We start from the raw sequence: 19,384 nt of genomic DNA on the forward strand, positions 1-19,384 counted from the left end.
AGATTCCCCTTTCTTTACATCTCTACATTAGATAATAACAAATATTGCTAACTTAGCACAGGAAATGTCGAAGTTTTTCAATAATTATTCTCCGGAAGCGTCGGGGCGGTTCCGGAGCTGCTGCCATAAACCTCAACATGAAATGTGGTTTTGTAGATGAATAACAAATGTACGAGGGACCAAAAGGACCTCAGCATGTTTTACACTTGACTATTTCATTTACACGTGGCTGCCTAAGCTCTCGCATCGTGTTCCTACATGATCACTTCGAAATGAAATATTTCTCCCGAAAAACCGGACTAAGCTCACTCCACACATCAAACTTATTTCCATCTAAATCATAAAAAACAAAATTCCTTCCAGAGTGCCCCCTGTTTTCAATCGTGCCAACCCGAATCCCATTATCTATAAAATCCCCATGCAGTGTTTCTAACGCTTCTAAACCATTCACTTCAAATGTTAACGAAAAGCGTTCTTCCCCATAAACATCTATGAAATTCGCACTTTGATTTTCTTTTGATTTAACAAGGAAAATACTTTGGTTAGCAAGATTCAAGATGGCTTTATCTTCATCTTTATAGCTTAATTCTGCATCTAATTTATGTATGTACCATTCTGATGAAAGATCGACATTCGTTACTGGAAGATAGGTTGTGCCAACCCTTAATAATTTTTCGCTCATTTATACTTCCCTCCCGCAATCAGATATAGTAAACATTCTCTTTTCACATGGGTTTACCCTGCAGAAATTCCCATATTTTTCATAACCGTTTTCTCCCGATCTTGACTGATAGCGTAGATTCTTCTTTATATTCTCCAGATTCACAAATATCGAGCATCGCCTCTCTCACATCACGTTCAAATAGCGAGACGTCACTTCCAAGAAAACGCTTAGAACCATAGGATGTGGAATATAGGTTCCCTAATAGTGACTCAATCGTCCAAGTGATTTCGTATGTCGGTAAAGTATGAACTTCAAGGTCAAATTGAGAATGGGATATGACTTCTTCATGACTGGTAACGGGATGAGTATAGATTGAATTTCCAGCCTTCCGATCTTTTCCATACCATTTTTCGATCACTTCATTAAACCTTACTTGCCAAGGTTTCAACGTTTGATTGGGGTCATAATGATCAATGATCGCTACCCCTCCACCAGGAGGAATCATATCAAATAATTCCTCTAATATCTTCGGCCTGTCCATCCAGTGAAAAGCCTTGGCAATCGTCACGAGAGAAAAATGCTCATGATTCTCAAGGCTGTACTGCTCCAAAGTTCCATTGAACCAATGAATCTCCCCCATCCTTATTTCTTGATGGAGTCGCGTAGCTTCTTCAATCATTTCCGGTTCAACATCTATACCAACTATTTTATGACACCAATCAGAAAACCTCATGGTGAGCTGCCCTGTTCCGCAGCCTAAATCAAGAAGGTTCTGCTCCCCATTTAAAGAGAACGCTTCAACCAGGAATCGTATCAAAGAAGAAGGATACATTGGTCTGTATTTCGAATAATATCCTGCAGAGCCTTTAAATAGGTCTTGTCCGTACTTGTTCAAGTTTGTAATCCTCCCATCGCTCTCTATATGCTTCCTTCGAATCTTAACCATTGCCCTCTTTACTAAAAAGAATCTAAAACTACCTTTCCCCAATACAAAAGGCTCATTGTGAAAAATACAATTACAAACGTAGTTAAAATTTTTGGTAAGCTTTTGTAAAAGTATATTGATGCTAGTCCAATAATTATATGTAGGATAGCAAAAAGGATAATACTCACCTTTCGTCTCCCCTTACTAAATTAATTAATCTATTCAGTTACTAAATAAAGGTTATTCCATTATCTTCATCACCATTAATCATATACAGTTTCTTTACTAGGATCTCTTAGAAATTCAAATAGCAAGTTAATCTGAGATTCTGTATTTCTCCCAACCGATAGCTCCGGTAAATTCTCTTCCCCAAAGAAATTGATCCCCTTTGTTTCGATTCCGCTTTTTGCCTCTCCACCCGTCACCTCACATTGAATAAATATTTTATAGTAATGGTAAGGCTGCGAGGGATGGGGATGCTTGTTCATATCGAGAAGTGCGAGTAATTTTACAGGGGTTACATCATATCCTGATTCTTCTCTTATTTCTTTGACGATGTTTTCACTTGGGGACAGTCCTACATCACAAAATCCACCTGGGAGAGACCATTTATCATCAACTTTCTCTCTTACCATTAGGATTTTGTTATCCTTGAATACGACACCGCGCACATCTACTTTCGGTGTCTGATAACCTGATTCGTTCGTAAATAATTCCCTTATTTTCATCATCTCTAAGTCCGTGTATTCCTGCATGATCTCCGCACTGATCGTTCGTAATTCTTCATATCTCTCAATATCGTAAACATCCTTTGAAAAGGCCAGCCCTGATTGAGATAATGCTTGGATCCTTTTTGCCCATCCTAACCATTTATCGCTCATTTTACTTGCACCACCTTAACCATAAACTATCGTTGCACCTTACTTCATGCTTCTCATTTCTGACTTACTCAAGAGTTTGAAATTAGGGTCATTTAGTTAAGCTCATTTTGAGCAATGAAAAAATATCAAATTACCAACCTGATCGATTTCGAAGAGAAGTAATATGCGCTACATGATGTCGCCCATGCCAAGCGTAGATCCCAATATTGATACCTAACGTGACAATACCTGATTCTGGATGATGGAAAGTTTTCCCTAATTCATCTGATTTCATAGAACGCAACAGACAAACCCATCTACTGTGTAAAGCCTCTATTAGTTTTAATGAAATGTCTATTGGTAACTTCGAATCAGGGAGCTCAGCCCATTTCCCTTCTTCATACAATCTAATGGTGGGATTGTTCTCTGTGAGGGCCAACTTAAAACGAGTGTAGCTATTTAAATGACTGTCGGCAATGTGATGGATTACTTGACGAATGGTCCACCCTTCAGAACGGTAAGGTGTATCTAACTGCTCATCTCTTAAACCCTTCACGGCTTCTGTTAATTGAAGAGGTAATTCTTCAATCTCTATTATCCACTTCTCTAATTCTTCGGTTGTAGGATCACCTTCATAATTAAACTTTCCTATCGGATAACGTAAATCCATTTAAACGACTCCTCCCTATTCAGAGTTGTACCATTTTGATTACATCTCTTTATTGAATTCAATAACTTACGCCTAAGATTTTTGAAGATCTAATGCAGTATACAAGAAGGTGAAAATTGGCTTGGATGTAGAGATAATTATATAGCGAATTTCCCACCATGATAACAATAGTAATTTTCAGCTTTGAGATTTTTAATCTTGGTCAAAGACTGTTCTGCTTGCTCAACATTTAAACAAAAGTGTGGATTAGCAATAACTAATTCATGTTTCTCCGTAACAGATGCATCACCTGTAATGACGCTTTTTAAACTTGGAAAATACAATGAGATATGACCTGAGGTATGTCCCGGTGTCGCTACTACTCTACATTGGTTATCTAAAATCATATCACCATCATGTACCTTTTCATCAATTGAAACATGCTTCAAATTCTTTAATTGCTGAATAAACCATTTACCAAATTCCATTTCTTCTTCTGGCATATTTTCTAACATTTCTTCGGCTTGAAGGAATCTCTCTGACTTCATTTCACCGCTAATGTATTTTGATTCGATTTCACTGGCTATAATCTTTATCCAAGGATACTTTTCTTTGAATTCATATAAGGAACCTATATGATCATCATCATAGTGAGTAATGATGATATTCTTTAAGCGCTTCATTTCAAAGCCATTTTTCAAAATTTCATTTTCGATTAAAGGTAAGAAATTTGAGTACCCTGTATCGACCAACGTTAGTTCATTATTCAATATAATTAAACTGGGATAAATATAATTTTTTTGTCCATTGAATTCAAATTCAATGGGTAGTTCTATTATCTTCATTTTTCTCCCTCCATACTGCTCGATAGTATATTCCTATTCTATAATTTAAATTACAGTTTGGAATCGAATTAATCTACTCGAAGATCAGTGGGATTTTCACTTTGATAGAACTCTATGTTCCAACTTGAATTGGAACGTGTGTATCTATTTCTTTTTGGTCCTTTGTGTAATATGTAGTCATGAAAAACCATAGATCAACTGCCTTATCCTCGGCTATTCGTGGTTTCACCATTAATGTCTCATAATAAACTCTATCATTTCACTAAATGCTTTTTGTGCTGATAATTCATTATAATCAGGAGAGTACGGGTCACTAAATCCGTGTTTTCCATTAAATTTATGTACATCGATATTTTTCATATGCAAGGTTGAGATCAACTCGTCGACATTGAAAGATTGTTCTTCTTGTGGAAAAAATAGCTTTGTAGGACATTTTGGTGTTATTTCTACATAATTTCTAATACGGGAACCATAGTATCCAATTATTCCATTGATGTGTTCTCCCTCACTACACAACCAGGCAATAGTTGCCCCCACACTGAATCCAATGATAAATATTCGTTGATACTCATCTTTAACCTCAGAAATAATATCTTTTATTTTGTATAAAGGATCAGGGAATCCAACGTTTTCCATAAAATGATAATAAGCATCTTTTTCTTCTGAATAATGAAAAGGTGTATTTCGTTCTAAAAAGTTAGGACAAATCACGTCAAACCTTTGTCTTGATAATCGTTCACAAAAGCCCTGCATATGTTGGTTAATTCCATAAATTTCGTGTATGACAATCATTAGAGTATCTGATTGATTATGTATTGAAATCATTTCATTCCTGCTCCGGTGCTTCAAACACCTGACGCAATTCAATCTGACCTTCCCCATGTCCTTGCGGGTCCGGCATTCGCATGGCCCACTCGATGGCTTCTTCCCTCGACTTCACATCGAGGAGGAAAAAACCGGCAACTAGATCATTCGATTCAGTAAATGGACCTTCCGTCACAACCGGCTTTCCTCCTGGTTCTGGATACGAAAGGCGAATCCCATTTGAACTGGGATGAAGCCCTTTAGCCATAACCCGCACGCCTGCCTTCACTAATTCCTCATTGTACTTTGTCATGGCTTCCATGAGCTCAGGGCTTGGAAGATTTCCGGCTTCCGAATTCTTCGAGGCTTTGACAATTATCATAAACAGCATAAAGGTTCCTCCTTTTATAAAGGCAATCTGATAAATCTACCCGATATCTATAAAATCGATCCTTTTAAATCTTCTATAAATTGGGGATATCCTCAAGTAGACTGGTTAATGGTTCAATAAAAGGGACCAGAGCAAGCTGCGGAATGGTTCTGACGCACCTAAAGTAATGCAAAATGAAGTAGTTAAATGGGACAATATTGATTAACAATCTCCAAAAGACGCTCTGGTTTTTCTGATGAAACACACTCAGACAATCTTGCCGCAGCTATGATGGGCGCCCATTGAAAAACCTCATCTTTAGACAAACCGCTTCTCTCACAATAAAGACGCATATACATATCAGCCAATTCCACTGAAAACCGGGAATACAAGAGATACGTTCGATATACGTCAGCACGTATATCCCCTGCACTGGAATCAACCCAGTCGATAATGGTGACGTTATGATCTGACATAATTAAGTTGAATAAATGAAAGTCCCCATGACAAAGTTTTTCGTCGAAGGTCATTGAATCCAGTTTTTTAATTAAAGTAGATTTAAGTTGAATATCCAAACCTGGTGCATTTTCTATTTGTCTACTTAATTTTTCAGACATAGGTTCAATAGAATCCGCTTTGATTCTATGTATTTTCATTTGTATATCAACAGAGATGTTCAGATAATATTCCGCTTTTTCCATGTTGTCCGTTAGAAGATCCCCTATAGTTCTCCCTTTTATATGCTCCATGACGATTACCTGTTTACCATCTATTTTGGTCACATCAACTATTTTCGGCACAGAGAGTCCACAAGAATACGCATACTTTTGCTTATGAGCTTCATTAGTGGATTCCTTATCTGGTAAAGAGTCATTATAAACTTTGAAGACCTTGTTCTCATAAAGAAATACATTTGCTGTATTTCCGATGGCAATAGGAGTTCCTAAATTCATTGTTTTCACTCCTTTTACTTTTTAAAAGAAATCCACCATCAGCCCAATTCATGAAGCTGGTCTAATCTTACCAGTGTACTTGAAGTTTATTACCATTTGGGTCATAAAAGTGGAAAAAGGCATGACCATTATCTTCTTTTATATCCTCGACCTTTACTTGATGATCCATTAAGTGTTGATGAAATTCAGATAATTCCGGACTTGTAAAGCCAATGCTAAATTCTGGTTCATGATCAATTGTAAAATGTACAAATGTTTCATCTTCAGTAGGAACTAAGATAAGTAAGAAAGGTCCTTCATTTACTTTTATAATCGCATGTTCCTCCGTAATGTTTACTAACTGGAGCCCTAATACATCTTTATACCATTGTGCAGACCGTTCTAAATCTTTTACAGGAATTCTAATATAATGTACTTGTTCAATAAATGATTTACTCATACTCTCCTCTCCTTCATTTATATACTAAGTAACTCTCCAGCTCATCTTTTTGACGTACATGATGACGAAAATGCATTCCGACCAAATCATACCATTCCTTTGCATTCAGCCAGCCGAATCCTCCATGTTCAACTTTATTTTCCGGGTGAATATCATCCACTTTCGTTTCCCAATGATTCAATCGTTGGATTAATTGTTCCATCCTGCTAATGAGTTCTTCCTTGCTGTCTGAATTATTTGGAGGAGAATTCAGTTCATCTGGTAACCTTATTTTGATTGGTGGAAAACCTCCGTTCTCAAATAATTGCTCACCAAACTGGGTTTTCCCAAAGGGCTGTTCCCCATTCGATGCAGCACATTCTTCCATACTATCAAGATACTCATGGGCAACAACCATTAAATGGTCATACATCTGTCCAATGGACCATACCCCTTCTTTCGAAATATACCTTAGCTGTTCTATTGAATAATGGTTAAGGTCACCTTTGAACGTAATAAGCAGTTTAATGTCACTCATTTAACTACTTCCTTTCGTTTAATGAAAAATGTTTTTTGCCTATTGCTGTATATATTAGTGATGACAGATACCTTTAACACTAATCTTTTTTCTCCTATTTAATAGATAATTGAAGTTCCTTCACAACCAAATTCCCAAACGTTTGGATATCCTCGATATGATCAAAATTCTTATTCTGATAGGTATATAGACTGTTATACATCCTTACGGCAACAGCATTATATCGGGGAATGACAAGGCAGGCACATCCTGACGCCCCAAGAATTTGGTAACTGCCTTCAGGTAAGTCTGTTCCTAATTCATTGTAGTCCCACGACACTTGGTTATCTTTCAGCCACCAGAACAAACCGAACTTAGGTAGATTCTCACCCATTTCACCTGGACTTTGGATGGTGGTAGAAAGGTCAAATACTTCTTCCGGCAAGATTTGTTTTCCATCCATGAATCCTTTATTCAAATGTAAGCTTCCCCATAAAGCCAACTCTCTGCTATTAACATATAAGTTTCTTTCATCCCCAACATTTGACCCAATCCTAATGGAAGGCTGACTATCTGGCGAATGTATGTCACATACTAAAGAGCTTTTTCCCTCGGTCGCCCATTCTGTACTTTTCCAACCCAAAGGTTTAATAACCTTCTCAGTAAGAATTTGGTTAACAGTCTTGCCGGTAGCTTTCCTGACGATCTTAGCTAATAAGTCTGGTCGTTTACCCTCAATGTTGGTTCCTGAATCAAATACCCTCTGGACTGTATCATTCTTAATCTTTAAACCAGTAGATCTGGTTACCAAATGTCTAACTGTAGTCTCGCCTAAGATTTCTTTATCCAATTCTTTAAAATAATCACTGAGCTTATCCTCAAGATCAATGTGTCCTTCAAACACAGCCCATGCAGCCGCTAAACCAACATATGTAACCCTGGTTGAATATACGTTAAATTGTGAGGAGCGATCTATATTCCTAGCTCCCGTTTCAAAATGATGGGTACCAGAATACCACTCGTGTACTATCTCGTTATCCTTTATTATGACTAACGCTGCCCCAGAAGCATGCATCTTATCTTTCGTTTCTTCAGTATAGTTGGTTATATCTTCAAAGGCCGTCTTATTGGAAATTCCATTCAAATTTTTCACCTACTTCTTTTTGTTCGTCTCTTAAATAAGATACTTAAAAAAACAATATATCCTTGTTAATCCATGTCTTTTTCTAATATCTTGCCCTCAAGACCATGGTGGTCGATGCTATTAATTAATTCCAATTATTTCAAATCAATGATAGAAACTCAATAACTATCCCCATAAAAAAACTTATCCTATTGCGGATAAGCTTCATCCGTGTATGTCATCTGTTCATATGTATTTGACTCATTTATTGAATAAGAAAAAATCCTGTTGCCAATGACAACAGGATTATGATCAATGTTTATGATAAATGACCGTAATGGGAAAGCTGTTCTTCAGAAATGACTTGTATTCCGTTTCTTTTGAGTAAAGCAGTTGTGACTCCATTTCCAACAATTTTCTTACTTATAAATTCACCATTATAAATCATTGCACTTCCACACGATGGGCTGTACTCTTTCAGAACAACTACATTTGCATGAACTTCTTTGGCCTTTTCTAAAGTAGCATTAGCCCCTTTTAAGTACAGTTCCGTAACGTCTCTTCCTGACTTCTCCACTACTTTAGCTTTCCCATCCAATACATCTTCCCCATGACCACCTACTATTTCAGCAGGTTCTCTGGGGGTTGAAAATCCGCCAAGCAATTCCGGGCATACTGGTATCGCCTTCTTCTCTTCTATTAGTTTACTGATCTTATGATTTAAACTATGCGTACCGTTATATCTTACTTCCAAACCTGCTAAACAAGAACTCACTAATATCATTGATCACACCTCATTTTAATACCTTATGAACTTGTACAACTAACTCAACGTTAAATGAATGACGGAATGCTTCCATTCACTCTCAAATAATTTCTTTTCTTATTCCAGATTAGCGCTCCTATTGCAGAAGATCCTTAAACAAAAGAACCTAACCACGTAGAAGTATCATCCTTCTTTCATTCGTTAATGGAAAGTTACAACTCAATTTCATACTCCATTCGTTTCGCTGTCGCTGCAGCTACATCTTTTCCGTGCAGTCGAGATATCAGGTGAAACGACATATTAATTCCTGCTGATATTCCTCCAGATGTTAGAATTGATCCTTCATCGACAAATTTAACATCACCCTGGACTGATACTTGAGGAAATTCATGTTTTAATCTATCAATATCCATCCAATGCGTTGTCGCTTTTCTTCCATCAAGAATTCCTGCTTTTGCAAGAAGCAGCGCACCCGTACAGACTGAAGTCAGAAACTCTGTTCTTGACTGCTGGGCTTTAATCCATTCAATGATAGTAGGGTTGTTTATTTCAATCTGTTCAGCACCATACCCTCCAGGAATAATCACGATATCTAATGAAGGATGGTTAGCTAAACTAAAATCAGGCACAACTTTCAAACCATTCCTTGCCGTAACCAAATCTCCATTTTCAGATATTGTTTTAACAATAAACGGCTTTTCATTTGAATTAGGTAAAGTCGCTACAGAAAAAACTTCAAATGGTCCTGCAAAATCCAAAACTTCTACATCATTAAATAGTAAAATACCAACTGTACGCTGTTGCATGTTTTAAACCTCCTGAAAAAAATATTTGTAACAGTTATAGATAAGTAGAGAATGATTAAAAATAAGACTTGTCTTTAGCTAAATAATCGAAATTTCCTTTATGGGTCAGATGATCAAATTCGCAAGGCTTGATTACCTTATAAATAATGATAATCAAATATTAATTGATTTTGCTATTATTTTAGGTGGTGGAATTCGTCGATTATGTACAGCCGTACCTCTTCACCGAATTCCAATATTTACTTTTATTATACAAGAATCGGGCCCGATAAACGCGCCCGATTGTTTTAGTCTATAACAACCTTTAAAAGGTTTTGATGTCATTCAAACTCTTCTTCTGTTAAATCCATATTAACGGTCATAGCAATACGGCTCCCATCAGCTGCTGCAAATACCACTTGAGATGGTTTTACATAGGAAGCATCTCCAGCAGCATACAAACCAGGTATGGAGGTTCTTCCTGATTCATCTGTTTTGATCCCACCCGACTTTGTCATTTCATACCCCAACTGGTCTCTGAACGGTGCGCTTTGAACAAATTGTGGCATGACAAAGCCTCCAGTTCTCTCAGTGTGAGTTCCATCTGTAAAGCGAATATGTTCCAATCTACCGTTTTGGCCGATAAAGGCTAGAATGGGTTTCTCTACCACAGTAATCTCTTTTGATTGCAGTTGCTTTTTTTGCACTTCCGATAAAAGTGTATGACCATTTGTACAAACAACCAAATCTTCACTCCAATTATAGAGCAGTTTCGCCATATGGAAGATAGATGGATTTTCGGAAACAACGAAAATCGGCTGATCCTGCAGTTCCCATCCATCACAATAAGGACAATTAAACAAACTTTTTCCATATAACGAATGGAAGCCCTCGATGTGAGGAAAAATCTCTTTTACCCCTGTGGCCACAATTAGTTTTTTTGTGAGAATACGATTTCCTGAAATATCCACTACTTCAAATCCCATAGCTGTTTTGTTGACTGAAACGATCTCAGTTTGTAGATGATTGACAGAAGGGTAATTCAAGACTTCTCTATAAGCAATACGACGGAATTCGGACGGTGTTATACCGTCTCTTGTAATGAAACCGTGAGAGGCATGTGTCACAGCATTTCTAGGCTGATTATGATCAATCAATGCTACACTTCGTCTTGCTCTCCCGAGAACAAGGGCTGCATTCAATCCTGCAGGGCCTCCACCAATAATCGCACATTCATAAATCATACATTACACCACCTATATAGATAATATAGATATATTATATCTGTAATTAAACATAAGTTTCCTTTTTTAAAGAATAAAAGGTGGTGGAGCTCTCAAGATTATAGAAAAAATCATCATTCTCCCTCCCTGAAATACATTAGAGATATATTATATCTATGATTAAATGAAAAGATTCATCTTTAAAGTAAAAAACTAAAAAAATGACTTGTGTTAAACTCCCATTTGCTTTTGAGCTATGTCCACTAAGTTAATTTCTTTTAAATGTTGCTTCATCTTCTCTTCTGCTTCTTTCATTTCAGCTTGAATTAAGCATTCATCTCCATGAACAAAATCACATTCAAACAAGGAAGCTGTACCTTCTATGGCGTGAATGATATCTAAAAATGTAATATCATCTTTTAGACGAGATAATCGATAACCTCCATGAGCTCCGGAAATTGATTCAACCATTCCTGCTTTTACGAGCTTGGTTAAAATTTTGGACAGATACGTTGTTGAAACACCTTGGGATTCTGCCAGTTTTTGGACACCTATAGGCTCACTTGAAGAAGCAGTAACGAGAGCAAGCATGGTGTGTAAAGCATAATTAGTCGCTTTTGAAAATTTCATGTTAACACCTCTATTATAGACTTATTATATCTACAATATCCTCAAATGGTTTTATTTGTCAAGACTACTGCTTCCTAAATAAGAATGTAGACGATCAAATCTCGAAGCAGTAGAACCGTCCCGATGATTCCCCCTATTCTAGAGACCTGAATTTAACAATCCGGTCACTAACAAATGCCACTACTACCCCAATAGCGATCGGTAGTAAAGCAATTTCAGTGTTTGAGAGTGAAATGTTGAACACAAGGAAATCTATATTTCCTATAAAGCCAATTACATATAGCAATACCATGGTTCCAATTGCAGCAATTAACGGTAGCCAAGAGGATTTAGACACAACTCCACCTCAATTCAATGAATGCTTAACAACTGTCTTTCAACTTAATACCAATTATTTTAAAATATTTAAAATCACATAATCCCTTGTTCATCACTTTAAATTCACACAATTAAGTGAAATAGAATTATTATTAAAATATTAATATCTCATAAAGAATCCTAAAGCTATCGTCCCATTCAGTGGTCATTACTCCCGATTAATAGAGAATTAGACCTAATCTAGATTATGGTATTTGTAGTATGATTGACTACACAATTACATTTATTAACAAAAAAAAGGGGGGATGACGATAGTGTTGGGTTTCCTTCAATGTTCAGTAAAGTGTGTGATTGCATGTTCACTGGTTCTTTCTGCTGGTGCTGCCGTAGGGATAACGCAGACTTTCGCAGCAGAGAATGACGGTACAAATGTCATAGAAGATGGCGGCGGCCAAGGGGGAGTCACCTGGCAGGAATCGTATCGAAAGACTGTAGGCAGCTACACCATCATCGTGTATAGAAGTGGAAATGGCGGGAGTCAGTGGAAAGAAGTGACCTATAATAAGTATGGATACATCGTTAAGGTTGTGTATGGGACATATTAAGGGAAAAAGGATGATGGACTCTGGATCCACCATCCTTTTCTTTGAGTGATGCGCCGGGACGGGACTACGATCTCCCATCTTTTTACACTAAGAAATCAAATGTATAGCCAACCGTTACAAAGATGATGAAGAATACAAGGCCAAAGAGTCTAATGACGTACTCTCTTTCAGCTTTATTCATTCTCCATTGAATAAAGGCATCGAATCCCCCTATTAAGAAAATGATCATCGCACTTACCAGTTCTGCTTTGAAAAACACGACCCATATAAAAAAGACCGTCCAACCGATTCGCATAACCCAAGTGTGAGTTGTACCAAGTCCTTCAAAGCCGGATTTCCTGTTATTTGGGATGTTCCACCTTCTCCTGACAATCTTCTCAACGATAAAGTACGCGGCCAAGGAGATGACAATATAAACGATAAAACTGTACATGTGATACACCTCCAAATTTCTCCGTCTGCCCGCTAATGATGCAGAATCTACTTACATTATTCAACCCGGAGACTTTAACGAAACGACTCCGCCATCTTAATCATGTCTTTCTTGGATAAGGTGACGTCAGATCCCCCTGGCATGTACTCCATTTCATATTTAATGGTATCCCCTTCAATCCATATCAGGCGGCTGACCTTCGCCGAACCTTCAGATTCGTAATAGCTTCCTTTGGATTGACCGACTTTCACTTCGTCCTGGGACAAGGTCAGATATTCACTCGGATCAATGGATTGAAACGACAGTCTAATTGTTTGCTTTTCTTTTCCCGTCAAGGTCACCAATTCTATCTTTCCTGAAGAATCCTCACTTGTTTTGGTTGTGACCTCCGCTACTTCAAATGGGGCCTTTGTGAGAAACTTGTATTCTGCGCCAAGGGATTCAGGACGATCTTTGGCCTCGTATTGATAAAAAGGGGCACTGGCGTTATTTCCGTCAAAGAGTCCCAATTGTGTTCCACCGAAATAAACGAATAAAGAGAGGCATGCCGCAACAAATAGAAAGGACATCAAAGGAGCCAGGATTGGTTTTTTATTGTAAGTGAACGATTTGGACCTCTTCGAATGAATCTCATTCAAAATGTTTTCCCTCATCTTATTCGTGAAACCATGCCCTTTGAAGGTTTCTTCTTTCATCAGGCCACGGAGTTGTTTAAGCTCATCCATTGTTATACACCTCATTCCGTTTAATCGTTGAACCGAGCAATGCCTTCCCTCTTGTCAATCTGGTCTTCACCGTATTGGTGTTCAAATCCATACAGGCCCCGATCTCGGAAAGCCTCATCTCTTCAAAATAATAAAGAAAGATGACCTCTCTATATTTGATGGGCAGGGATAGAACGTGTTGGATCAGCTCTGAATTCTTTTCCTTCTCGATCACGGTTTGTTCCGGCGCCCCCATCTTTCCTTTGACCATTTCATTGATTTTATTCGATATACTGACCATACGTGTATCCCACCGCCTTAAATAATCTTTGCAATGATTGACGGCCACGCTGATGATCCATGTTTTAAGGGTGGAATCCTCGCGAAAGGTATCCATCTTTTGATAAAACTTGATGAAGATCTCTTGTGTCAGATCTTCCGCCAGGCTATGTTCCTTCACATAGGAATAGACAATGTAATACACATCATTTCCGTATTCCGTCATGGCTTTCTCAAGTAGTCGATCCTTCTCGGATTTAGAAAAAGTTCCGGGCTTCAAACACTCACCTGCTTTGTATGTATGTCTGTTAATTGGACGTATCCCGAATGAAAAAAGTTTGGTATTTTCACAATTTAATTCTAGTGAAATGGAAAAGCCTGACGAGGATCCTCGACAGGCGATCTGTTTTTTAGTTATGCATCACCCATAGAGGAAATCACGGCAATGCTCCACATAATGAGTGTGAAGGAGAACGTCATCCAAAATGTATTTTTGGATGTCATCTCATCTTTCCTTGTTTTCTTCAAAATGCTGACTAAATTCAAGCAAAAAATAATGCAAAGGATCGGCATAAACACCCATCCTATATAAGCAAAAAAGATGCCCATAACCATTCACCATCCTATCTCACACTCATTATCACAAAACATTCCAAATCATACAATCCTTTCTTTCCTTTCCTGGATATGAGTCTTTCTAAAGAACGAAAGGCTTTTGGCAATCAGGAATTGCGCCGAGTAATAGGTTGTCATGATCAAGACATCCGAATAAGGGATGGTTGCCACGAACATATTCCATGACAGGATGGAGTCGGAGATGACAAACAGGAGGCTACCGGCAGTTGCCCATAGGTTATCGGTCAGGATCGCGGTAAAGGCCATTAGGGAAATGACCAGCATATATGCTACGACGGGGATCACGAGTCCATCATTTCCTTCGGTTTGGAGTGCGATAATCAGGTGTCGGCCGATGATGAAAGAATACAACCCAATCGGTAATAAGGCAGCGAGGCGTGTCTTGTTGATACGGGACATTTTGATGAAACCCATCAAATAGAAGACGTGTCCCACCAGGAAGGCCCCAAGCCCGGCAATAAATGACAAGGCAATAAACCCGTCGCCCAACATGCAGAAAAACAGGCCGATGATGATGAAGCGCATGGCCGGTGCTGGTTTGGCGGGCAGCTGAAGGAATGCGTAGAGTATGATGAGTGCCATCGGGATTAGCTTAAAGACGATTTTCAATGTCAATGGCTCTGGGGGAATGACGAATATGTAGAGGATGGCCATTAATCCGATTAAAGTAGGGAGCAGCCAGTTTTTCAATATCGTTCACATCCTTTTTATGCGTTTTTTTCTTATTCTTATTGCATATATACTGTTTTTGGAGGGTAATTCCTTCTTTAGAGAGATTTTTAGTGTTTTAAAAGAAGTAGATATCCCAATAAATGCAAGAAATCCTTCCTCTCTTTCAAGGGTAAGTCCATTAATTAAGCCGCCTTGGACAACTTTCAATCCTGATTTGGGATAATTGAGCCATATTTTGATTAATTGAGCCCCTTTTACACATAATTGATCCGCCTTGTAGAATTTCTCGAATGTTGTCCGCCTTCCTCAAAAAATGAACGCAAGAACCTCTCATGAGATGAGTGGTTCTTGCGTCATTCATTTGGTTGAAGTTGACTTTTCATACTTCCAGGACTACTATCCAGGGGGGACCGTTAATTATTCTACTTTCATCCTATACAACTAACACTCCGTTTAGTCGATCTTATGAACATCTACACCTTTATTTCTTAAGGATCCTGATGTTTTTATGTCTACTTTCACTTTTATGTTTTCCACTTGCAATCTGTTCTTTAACGCTTCTTTTTCACTCTTACTTAGCTGCTTCCACTCTGAAGGAAAATCTCTATAATAGGTGTGTGCTACATTAAAAAAATCGATTCCTTCTTTTGACCCTAATTGATGGAGATTCATTATTTCTTTTTTGATCGCTTCTTCTGAAGCTTTTTGCATATCTTGGAGATTTGTGATTTCCTTCCCTGTTGTCTTTGAGATTTCTTTTCCAGGCCTATTTAAGATTCCGGCATTTGCCTTGAACTCCAAAGTGACCTGTTTATTGTCAAATGATTTATTGGGAGTTATCTTGACGGATGGATCCTCTGCCATTATTAAGAACTGGGGCTCTTTCTCGGATGGAACCAATATGGGAATTTGTCTGGCCTGTGGGGTAATCCACCTATGCCCCTTGATGTCTTCAGTTGTGAAGAAACCTTTGTAATGTTCATTTTGAATAAAGAAAGCTCCGTCATAGGCTAGCTTTGGTTCCTTTTTCTTTTGAGTCTCCCACTGGGTTTTATTAATGGTTATGGATGGTAAGCTGACTGTATAGGATGGTTCATATACCTGACTGGCAAATTTATATAATTTCATTGGTTTAATCTCTGAATTTTGTTCATAGAGTTCATTTGGGTTATGAAGAATGGTATCTAATGGGGACTGATTATAGAATCCCCCTACTTTAAAGATGTCCTCAATGGGATCCCTTGTGCCAAAGACCCATGGTGTCAAGCGATATTCTTGATACCTGACCATCCCATCCATCACATAGTCGAATCCCTTCTTCAGAGCTTCTTCAGAAAGGACAATGGCAGTTACATGTGACCAGATCACACTTTCCTGAGTGGTATTATAAAGGTCAATGAACGCATCAAAAGAGGTTGGCCCTTCCCCCTTCGCAACGTATATTGTTGGTTCTTCGGATCGGCCTTCCGTTTTAGCTACAGCTGTAAAATCCACCATTTGAGCATACGCAAAGAATTTTCCATCTTGATAGTCAGCACCGATTGCCATCACATAATTTTGATTTTGGATTTCTTTGATATCCATACAACCAGCAAGAATAATGGTTGTAATGAATAAGTAAATGAGCCGTTTTACTCTCATGAATTTCTCCTTTTACTTAGTTCCTTCCAGGTGAATTTTTTGGTTTTTAATGGGTTTTGGAATAATGCAGATAGAATTTCTTTGGTATTGATCGACGTTAATGGTGCCAGGTAGGCAAGTTTAAAGGATTCTAGCTTACACAGGTAAATCAAGATGCTGAACGTAGCTAAGAAGAATCCATAAACCCCCAAAAATGCAGACATCATAATAATATATAAACGCAATATACTAACGGTCCCCGATAATGATTGATTCACCAATGTGTAGGTACACACCGCGGTCAATGCAACGATAACAATCAACGTAGGTGAAGTCAGTCCGGCTCTGATCGCGGCATCACCAATGATTAGACCACCAACGATTGAAACCGTTTGCCCAACCGCAGTAGGCATCCTAACACCAGCTTCTCGCAGTAGTTCAAACAGACCTAATATCAACACAGTCTCTAAAGCGGTTGGTATCGGGATTCCTTCTCTGGAAATGACGACAGTGGCTAATAATGAGAAGGGCAGCTGGGATATATTCACACTCGAAATCGCCACCCATAGCCCTGGTAAATAAATAGCGGTAACAATACCTATTATCCTTAATATCCGCTGAAATATAACGAAATGATAAGGGAAATGTGCATCTTCAGGCGATTTGATTAATTCCAGTAAATTAGACGGACCTATAAGGACGATAGGAGATCCGTTCACGACAATGACAAAACGTCCTCTTAACATACTCTCAATTGCAAAATCCGGTCTCGTAATGTAATCCAATAACGGAAATAAAGACAACGTCCTGTCCGATATCCACTGTTCCAGTTGCCCGGCACTCACAATGCTTTCTGTATCCAGGGAAGTCAGTCTCTTTCTAATCTCATCAATCATTTCTTTATCCGCTTTATGACTAAGATATAACAAGGTCACTTTTGTTTGTGAAAGACTCCCTAATGAAAAGGATTCACTGAAAAGGTTAACCGACTTTAAGCGTTTTCGGATAAGAGAAATATTCGTATCAATTTCTTCTGTGAATGCATCTTTTGGTCCTTTTATGGCGATATCGGTACTTGATTCTTCAGGGGATCTCTGGGGGATCTTGGCAATATTGAGTCCCCAGAAAGAATGGTCACCATCTTTATAAAAGATGACAGTCCCGGAAAATACGTTCTCGATCATATCTTTAGCAGTAGTGATGAGATTTAAAGGAGGTTCCTCCCGCTGGCACACATTTTTTTCATTTAATAGCTCATCAATCACTGTATGAATGTATTGATTGTACTGAGCGGAATCAATCATACCTCTACAGTAAATGACTGATAGATGATCAACCCCTACATCGACCAATAGAATATCGGAATGATGTTGAAAGAAATGGATTAATTGTTCTTTGGATAACTCTCCTTTTTGGAGAAAATTCTCAAGTTCTTTTTGGACACAAGCTATTTTTGAATTCAACCTTCCTCCCTCCGAATCCGTAAGAAACTAATACCAAAAACTAAAAGAGATAGGATAAAACCAAACGGAAACCATCCGGCATATAGGAAATTGTCTAAAAATGCTTCCATGGTGATATCACTGATGGGCAGCATAGTGAATCCAAATAATAGTAGAGGAGTCAATAAAAAAAGAACATTCTTTGTTATGTTTGATTTTGTTTCCATTAAGTCGCCTATCAAGAAGATACATAGTGCAACTTTGATCGAAACACCCGCTATCAGTTGAAAGATGGCTAGAAAGTCTACATGCGTAATGGTTTTACCCAATGAAACCAACCTCCATTGTTCAAAGGCCGGGAAACGAAAGCTTGATGCTATGTATGGTCCAAAATTAGTGATCAGCCCCGTGGTTGGCCCTATCGTTAGTGCAATGGCAATCGTGATGATAATGAAGAATTGTTTATAAGAAAAAGACTTTTTCAGTTTATGTTGCAGCAATAGAAGAACTAGAAAGTCTACGCACCCCCCCATTACGATCAGGGTTCCTTTCACAATCGGCTCCAATCCATTCATTAATAAGGGAAATAAGTAGGAATACGTTTTCTCAGAAGAAGTCGCCAATGCTACAAAGACACCCAGGAAACATATGATCGGTAACAGGACAGCACACATGTACACAATCGTCTTCAAACCTGATTTTGCTCCGTATAAACACAATGCGATAAAGGTGAAGGACACGATGATAAAGGGTGTTCGTGGTAGAAAGTATATATTTACAGTCAAAATAAAATCATTAAAAGAAATAAGGGCTGTCATTAGCAGTAACATCATAAAAAGGAGAATAATACTTAGAGAAAGCCACTTTCCAACCCGTTCCTTCAGCCAAACATAAAGCTTCTTATTTCCTATTCTTTTTAACGTAATATGAATCATCAGTCCCCAAATCAACATGAATGCATAAGCAATCAAAACACATATCCATGAGTCTCTTTTTGCCACTTTGAGTAAATGGGGCAGGATGATGACATGGTTTGATATCGATATATAGATAATAAATAGAAAGGATATTTGAAGGCGTGAAAAGGTCATAGTTAGCCCCCGGATTGTTAGAATTTCATTATAATTACGTATTGTTTCCTCG

23 protein-coding genes are annotated in these 19,384 nt (G+C 38.2%); 1 reads left to right on the plus strand and 22 read right to left on the minus strand.

All coding sequences use genetic code 11. The features are described from left to right. Positions 1 to 262: 262 nt before the first annotated feature. From ACFQWC_RS12755 to ACFQWC_RS12825, 15 genes are all read right to left on the minus strand, one after another. On the minus strand, positions 263 to 682 hold the full coding sequence (locus ACFQWC_RS12755; protein ID WP_377107673.1) for a VOC family protein: 420 nt from the start codon (positions 680 to 682) through the stop codon (positions 263 to 265). Between the two features lie 79 nt (positions 683 to 761). Then, positions 762 to 1,559 (minus strand): class I SAM-dependent methyltransferase, encoded by a 798-nt coding sequence (locus ACFQWC_RS12760; RefSeq protein WP_377107675.1) that lies wholly within the window; start codon positions 1,557 to 1,559, stop codon positions 762 to 764. Positions 1,560 to 1,852: 293 nt separating this feature from the next. Continuing rightward, a complete protein-coding gene (locus ACFQWC_RS12765; protein ID WP_377107677.1) occupies positions 1,853 to 2,470 on the minus strand; it encodes an NUDIX hydrolase in 618 nt (205 codons plus the stop codon). A 130-nt stretch (positions 2,471 to 2,600) separates the two neighbouring features. Beyond that, the gene (locus ACFQWC_RS12770) at positions 2,601 to 3,119 is read right to left on the minus strand and encodes a YfiT family bacillithiol transferase (RefSeq protein WP_377107679.1); all 519 of its coding nucleotides are present in this window, start codon (positions 3,117 to 3,119) and stop codon (positions 2,601 to 2,603) included. Between the two features lie 137 nt (positions 3,120 to 3,256). Further along, positions 3,257 to 3,943 (minus strand): MBL fold metallo-hydrolase, encoded by a 687-nt coding sequence (locus ACFQWC_RS12775; protein ID WP_377107681.1) that lies wholly within the window; start codon positions 3,941 to 3,943, stop codon positions 3,257 to 3,259. Positions 3,944 to 4,174: 231 nt separating this feature from the next. After that, entirely contained in the window at positions 4,175 to 4,768 is a 594-nt protein-coding gene (locus ACFQWC_RS12780) for a dienelactone hydrolase family protein (protein WP_299742537.1), read from the minus strand. 1 nt (position 4,769) lies between these two features. After that, entirely contained in the window at positions 4,770 to 5,138 is a 369-nt protein-coding gene (locus tag ACFQWC_RS12785; RefSeq protein WP_299742534.1) for a YciI family protein, read from the minus strand. Positions 5,139 to 5,320: 182 nt separating this feature from the next. After that, positions 5,321 to 6,070: an aminoglycoside phosphotransferase family protein gene (locus ACFQWC_RS12790; RefSeq protein WP_377107683.1), complete on the minus strand. Its 750-nt coding sequence runs from the start codon at positions 6,068 to 6,070 to the stop codon at positions 5,321 to 5,323. 67 nt (positions 6,071 to 6,137) lie between these two features. Continuing rightward, the gene (locus ACFQWC_RS12795; protein WP_299742528.1) at positions 6,138 to 6,509 is read right to left on the minus strand and encodes a VOC family protein; all 372 of its coding nucleotides are present in this window, start codon (positions 6,507 to 6,509) and stop codon (positions 6,138 to 6,140) included. A gap of 13 nt (positions 6,510 to 6,522) precedes the next feature. After that, a complete protein-coding gene (locus ACFQWC_RS12800) occupies positions 6,523 to 7,026 on the minus strand; it encodes a DinB family protein (RefSeq protein WP_299742525.1) in 504 nt (167 codons plus the stop codon). A gap of 94 nt (positions 7,027 to 7,120) precedes the next feature. Continuing rightward, positions 7,121 to 8,149 carry a serine hydrolase domain-containing protein gene (locus tag ACFQWC_RS12805; RefSeq protein ID WP_377107686.1) on the minus strand — a complete coding sequence of 343 codons (1,029 nt, stop codon included), beginning with the start codon at positions 8,147 to 8,149 and terminating at the stop codon, positions 7,121 to 7,123. A 298-nt stretch (positions 8,150 to 8,447) separates the two neighbouring features. Beyond that, positions 8,448 to 8,912: a 2-thiouracil desulfurase family protein gene (locus tag ACFQWC_RS12810; RefSeq protein WP_299742519.1), complete on the minus strand. Its 465-nt coding sequence runs from the start codon at positions 8,910 to 8,912 to the stop codon at positions 8,448 to 8,450. A 194-nt stretch (positions 8,913 to 9,106) separates the two neighbouring features. Beyond that, on the minus strand, positions 9,107 to 9,700 hold the full coding sequence (locus tag ACFQWC_RS12815; RefSeq protein ID WP_377107688.1) for a DJ-1/PfpI family protein: 594 nt from the start codon (positions 9,698 to 9,700) through the stop codon (positions 9,107 to 9,109). A gap of 320 nt (positions 9,701 to 10,020) precedes the next feature. Beyond that, on the minus strand, positions 10,021 to 10,923 hold the full coding sequence (locus tag ACFQWC_RS12820) for an NAD(P)/FAD-dependent oxidoreductase (RefSeq protein WP_377107690.1): 903 nt from the start codon (positions 10,921 to 10,923) through the stop codon (positions 10,021 to 10,023). A gap of 210 nt (positions 10,924 to 11,133) precedes the next feature. Continuing rightward, positions 11,134 to 11,532 (minus strand): Rrf2 family transcriptional regulator, encoded by a 399-nt coding sequence (locus ACFQWC_RS12825; protein ID WP_377107692.1) that lies wholly within the window; start codon positions 11,530 to 11,532, stop codon positions 11,134 to 11,136. A 623-nt stretch (positions 11,533 to 12,155) separates the two neighbouring features. On the opposite strand from ACFQWC_RS12825, the gene ACFQWC_RS12830 reads away from it, so the two are divergent. Beyond that, a complete protein-coding gene (locus ACFQWC_RS12830) occupies positions 12,156 to 12,455 on the plus strand; it encodes a hypothetical protein (RefSeq protein ID WP_377107694.1) in 300 nt (99 codons plus the stop codon). 82 nt (positions 12,456 to 12,537) lie between these two features. Here ACFQWC_RS12830 and ACFQWC_RS12835 read toward each other — a convergent pair whose 3' ends face one another. From ACFQWC_RS12835 to ACFQWC_RS12865, 7 genes are all read right to left on the minus strand, one after another. Then, positions 12,538 to 12,888, minus strand: a complete 351-nt coding sequence (locus ACFQWC_RS12835) for a DUF4181 domain-containing protein (RefSeq protein ID WP_377107696.1) — start codon at positions 12,886 to 12,888, stop codon at positions 12,538 to 12,540. A 74-nt stretch (positions 12,889 to 12,962) separates the two neighbouring features. Next, complete coding sequence (locus tag ACFQWC_RS12840; RefSeq protein WP_377107698.1) at positions 12,963 to 13,613, minus strand: hypothetical protein; 651 nt, start codon at positions 13,611 to 13,613, stop codon at positions 12,963 to 12,965. Beyond that, complete coding sequence (locus tag ACFQWC_RS12845; RefSeq protein WP_377107700.1) at positions 13,606 to 14,151, minus strand: sigma-70 family RNA polymerase sigma factor; 546 nt, start codon at positions 14,149 to 14,151, stop codon at positions 13,606 to 13,608. The genes ACFQWC_RS12840 and ACFQWC_RS12845 overlap by 8 nt, the downstream gene beginning before the upstream one ends. Positions 14,152 to 14,528: 377 nt before the next feature. Further along, on the minus strand, positions 14,529 to 15,197 hold the full coding sequence (locus tag ACFQWC_RS12850; RefSeq protein ID WP_377107702.1) for a lysoplasmalogenase: 669 nt from the start codon (positions 15,195 to 15,197) through the stop codon (positions 14,529 to 14,531). Between the two features lie 435 nt (positions 15,198 to 15,632). Further along, complete coding sequence (locus ACFQWC_RS12855) at positions 15,633 to 16,820, minus strand: Ger(x)C family spore germination protein (RefSeq protein WP_377107704.1); 1,188 nt, start codon at positions 16,818 to 16,820, stop codon at positions 15,633 to 15,635. Next, positions 16,817 to 18,262 (minus strand): spore germination protein, encoded by a 1,446-nt coding sequence (locus tag ACFQWC_RS12860; protein WP_377107706.1) that lies wholly within the window; start codon positions 18,260 to 18,262, stop codon positions 16,817 to 16,819. The genes ACFQWC_RS12855 and ACFQWC_RS12860 overlap by 4 nt, the downstream gene beginning before the upstream one ends. Beyond that, positions 18,259 to 19,332 carry an endospore germination permease gene (locus ACFQWC_RS12865; protein WP_377107708.1) on the minus strand — a complete coding sequence of 358 codons (1,074 nt, stop codon included), beginning with the start codon at positions 19,330 to 19,332 and terminating at the stop codon, positions 18,259 to 18,261. The genes ACFQWC_RS12860 and ACFQWC_RS12865 overlap by 4 nt, the downstream gene beginning before the upstream one ends. Between the last annotated feature and the right edge of the window lie 52 nt (positions 19,333 to 19,384).

Source organism: Rossellomorea sp. GCM10028870, assembly GCF_042666755.1.
In the GTDB taxonomy this organism is placed as follows: domain Bacteria; phylum Bacillota; class Bacilli; order Bacillales; family Bacillaceae_B; genus Rossellomorea.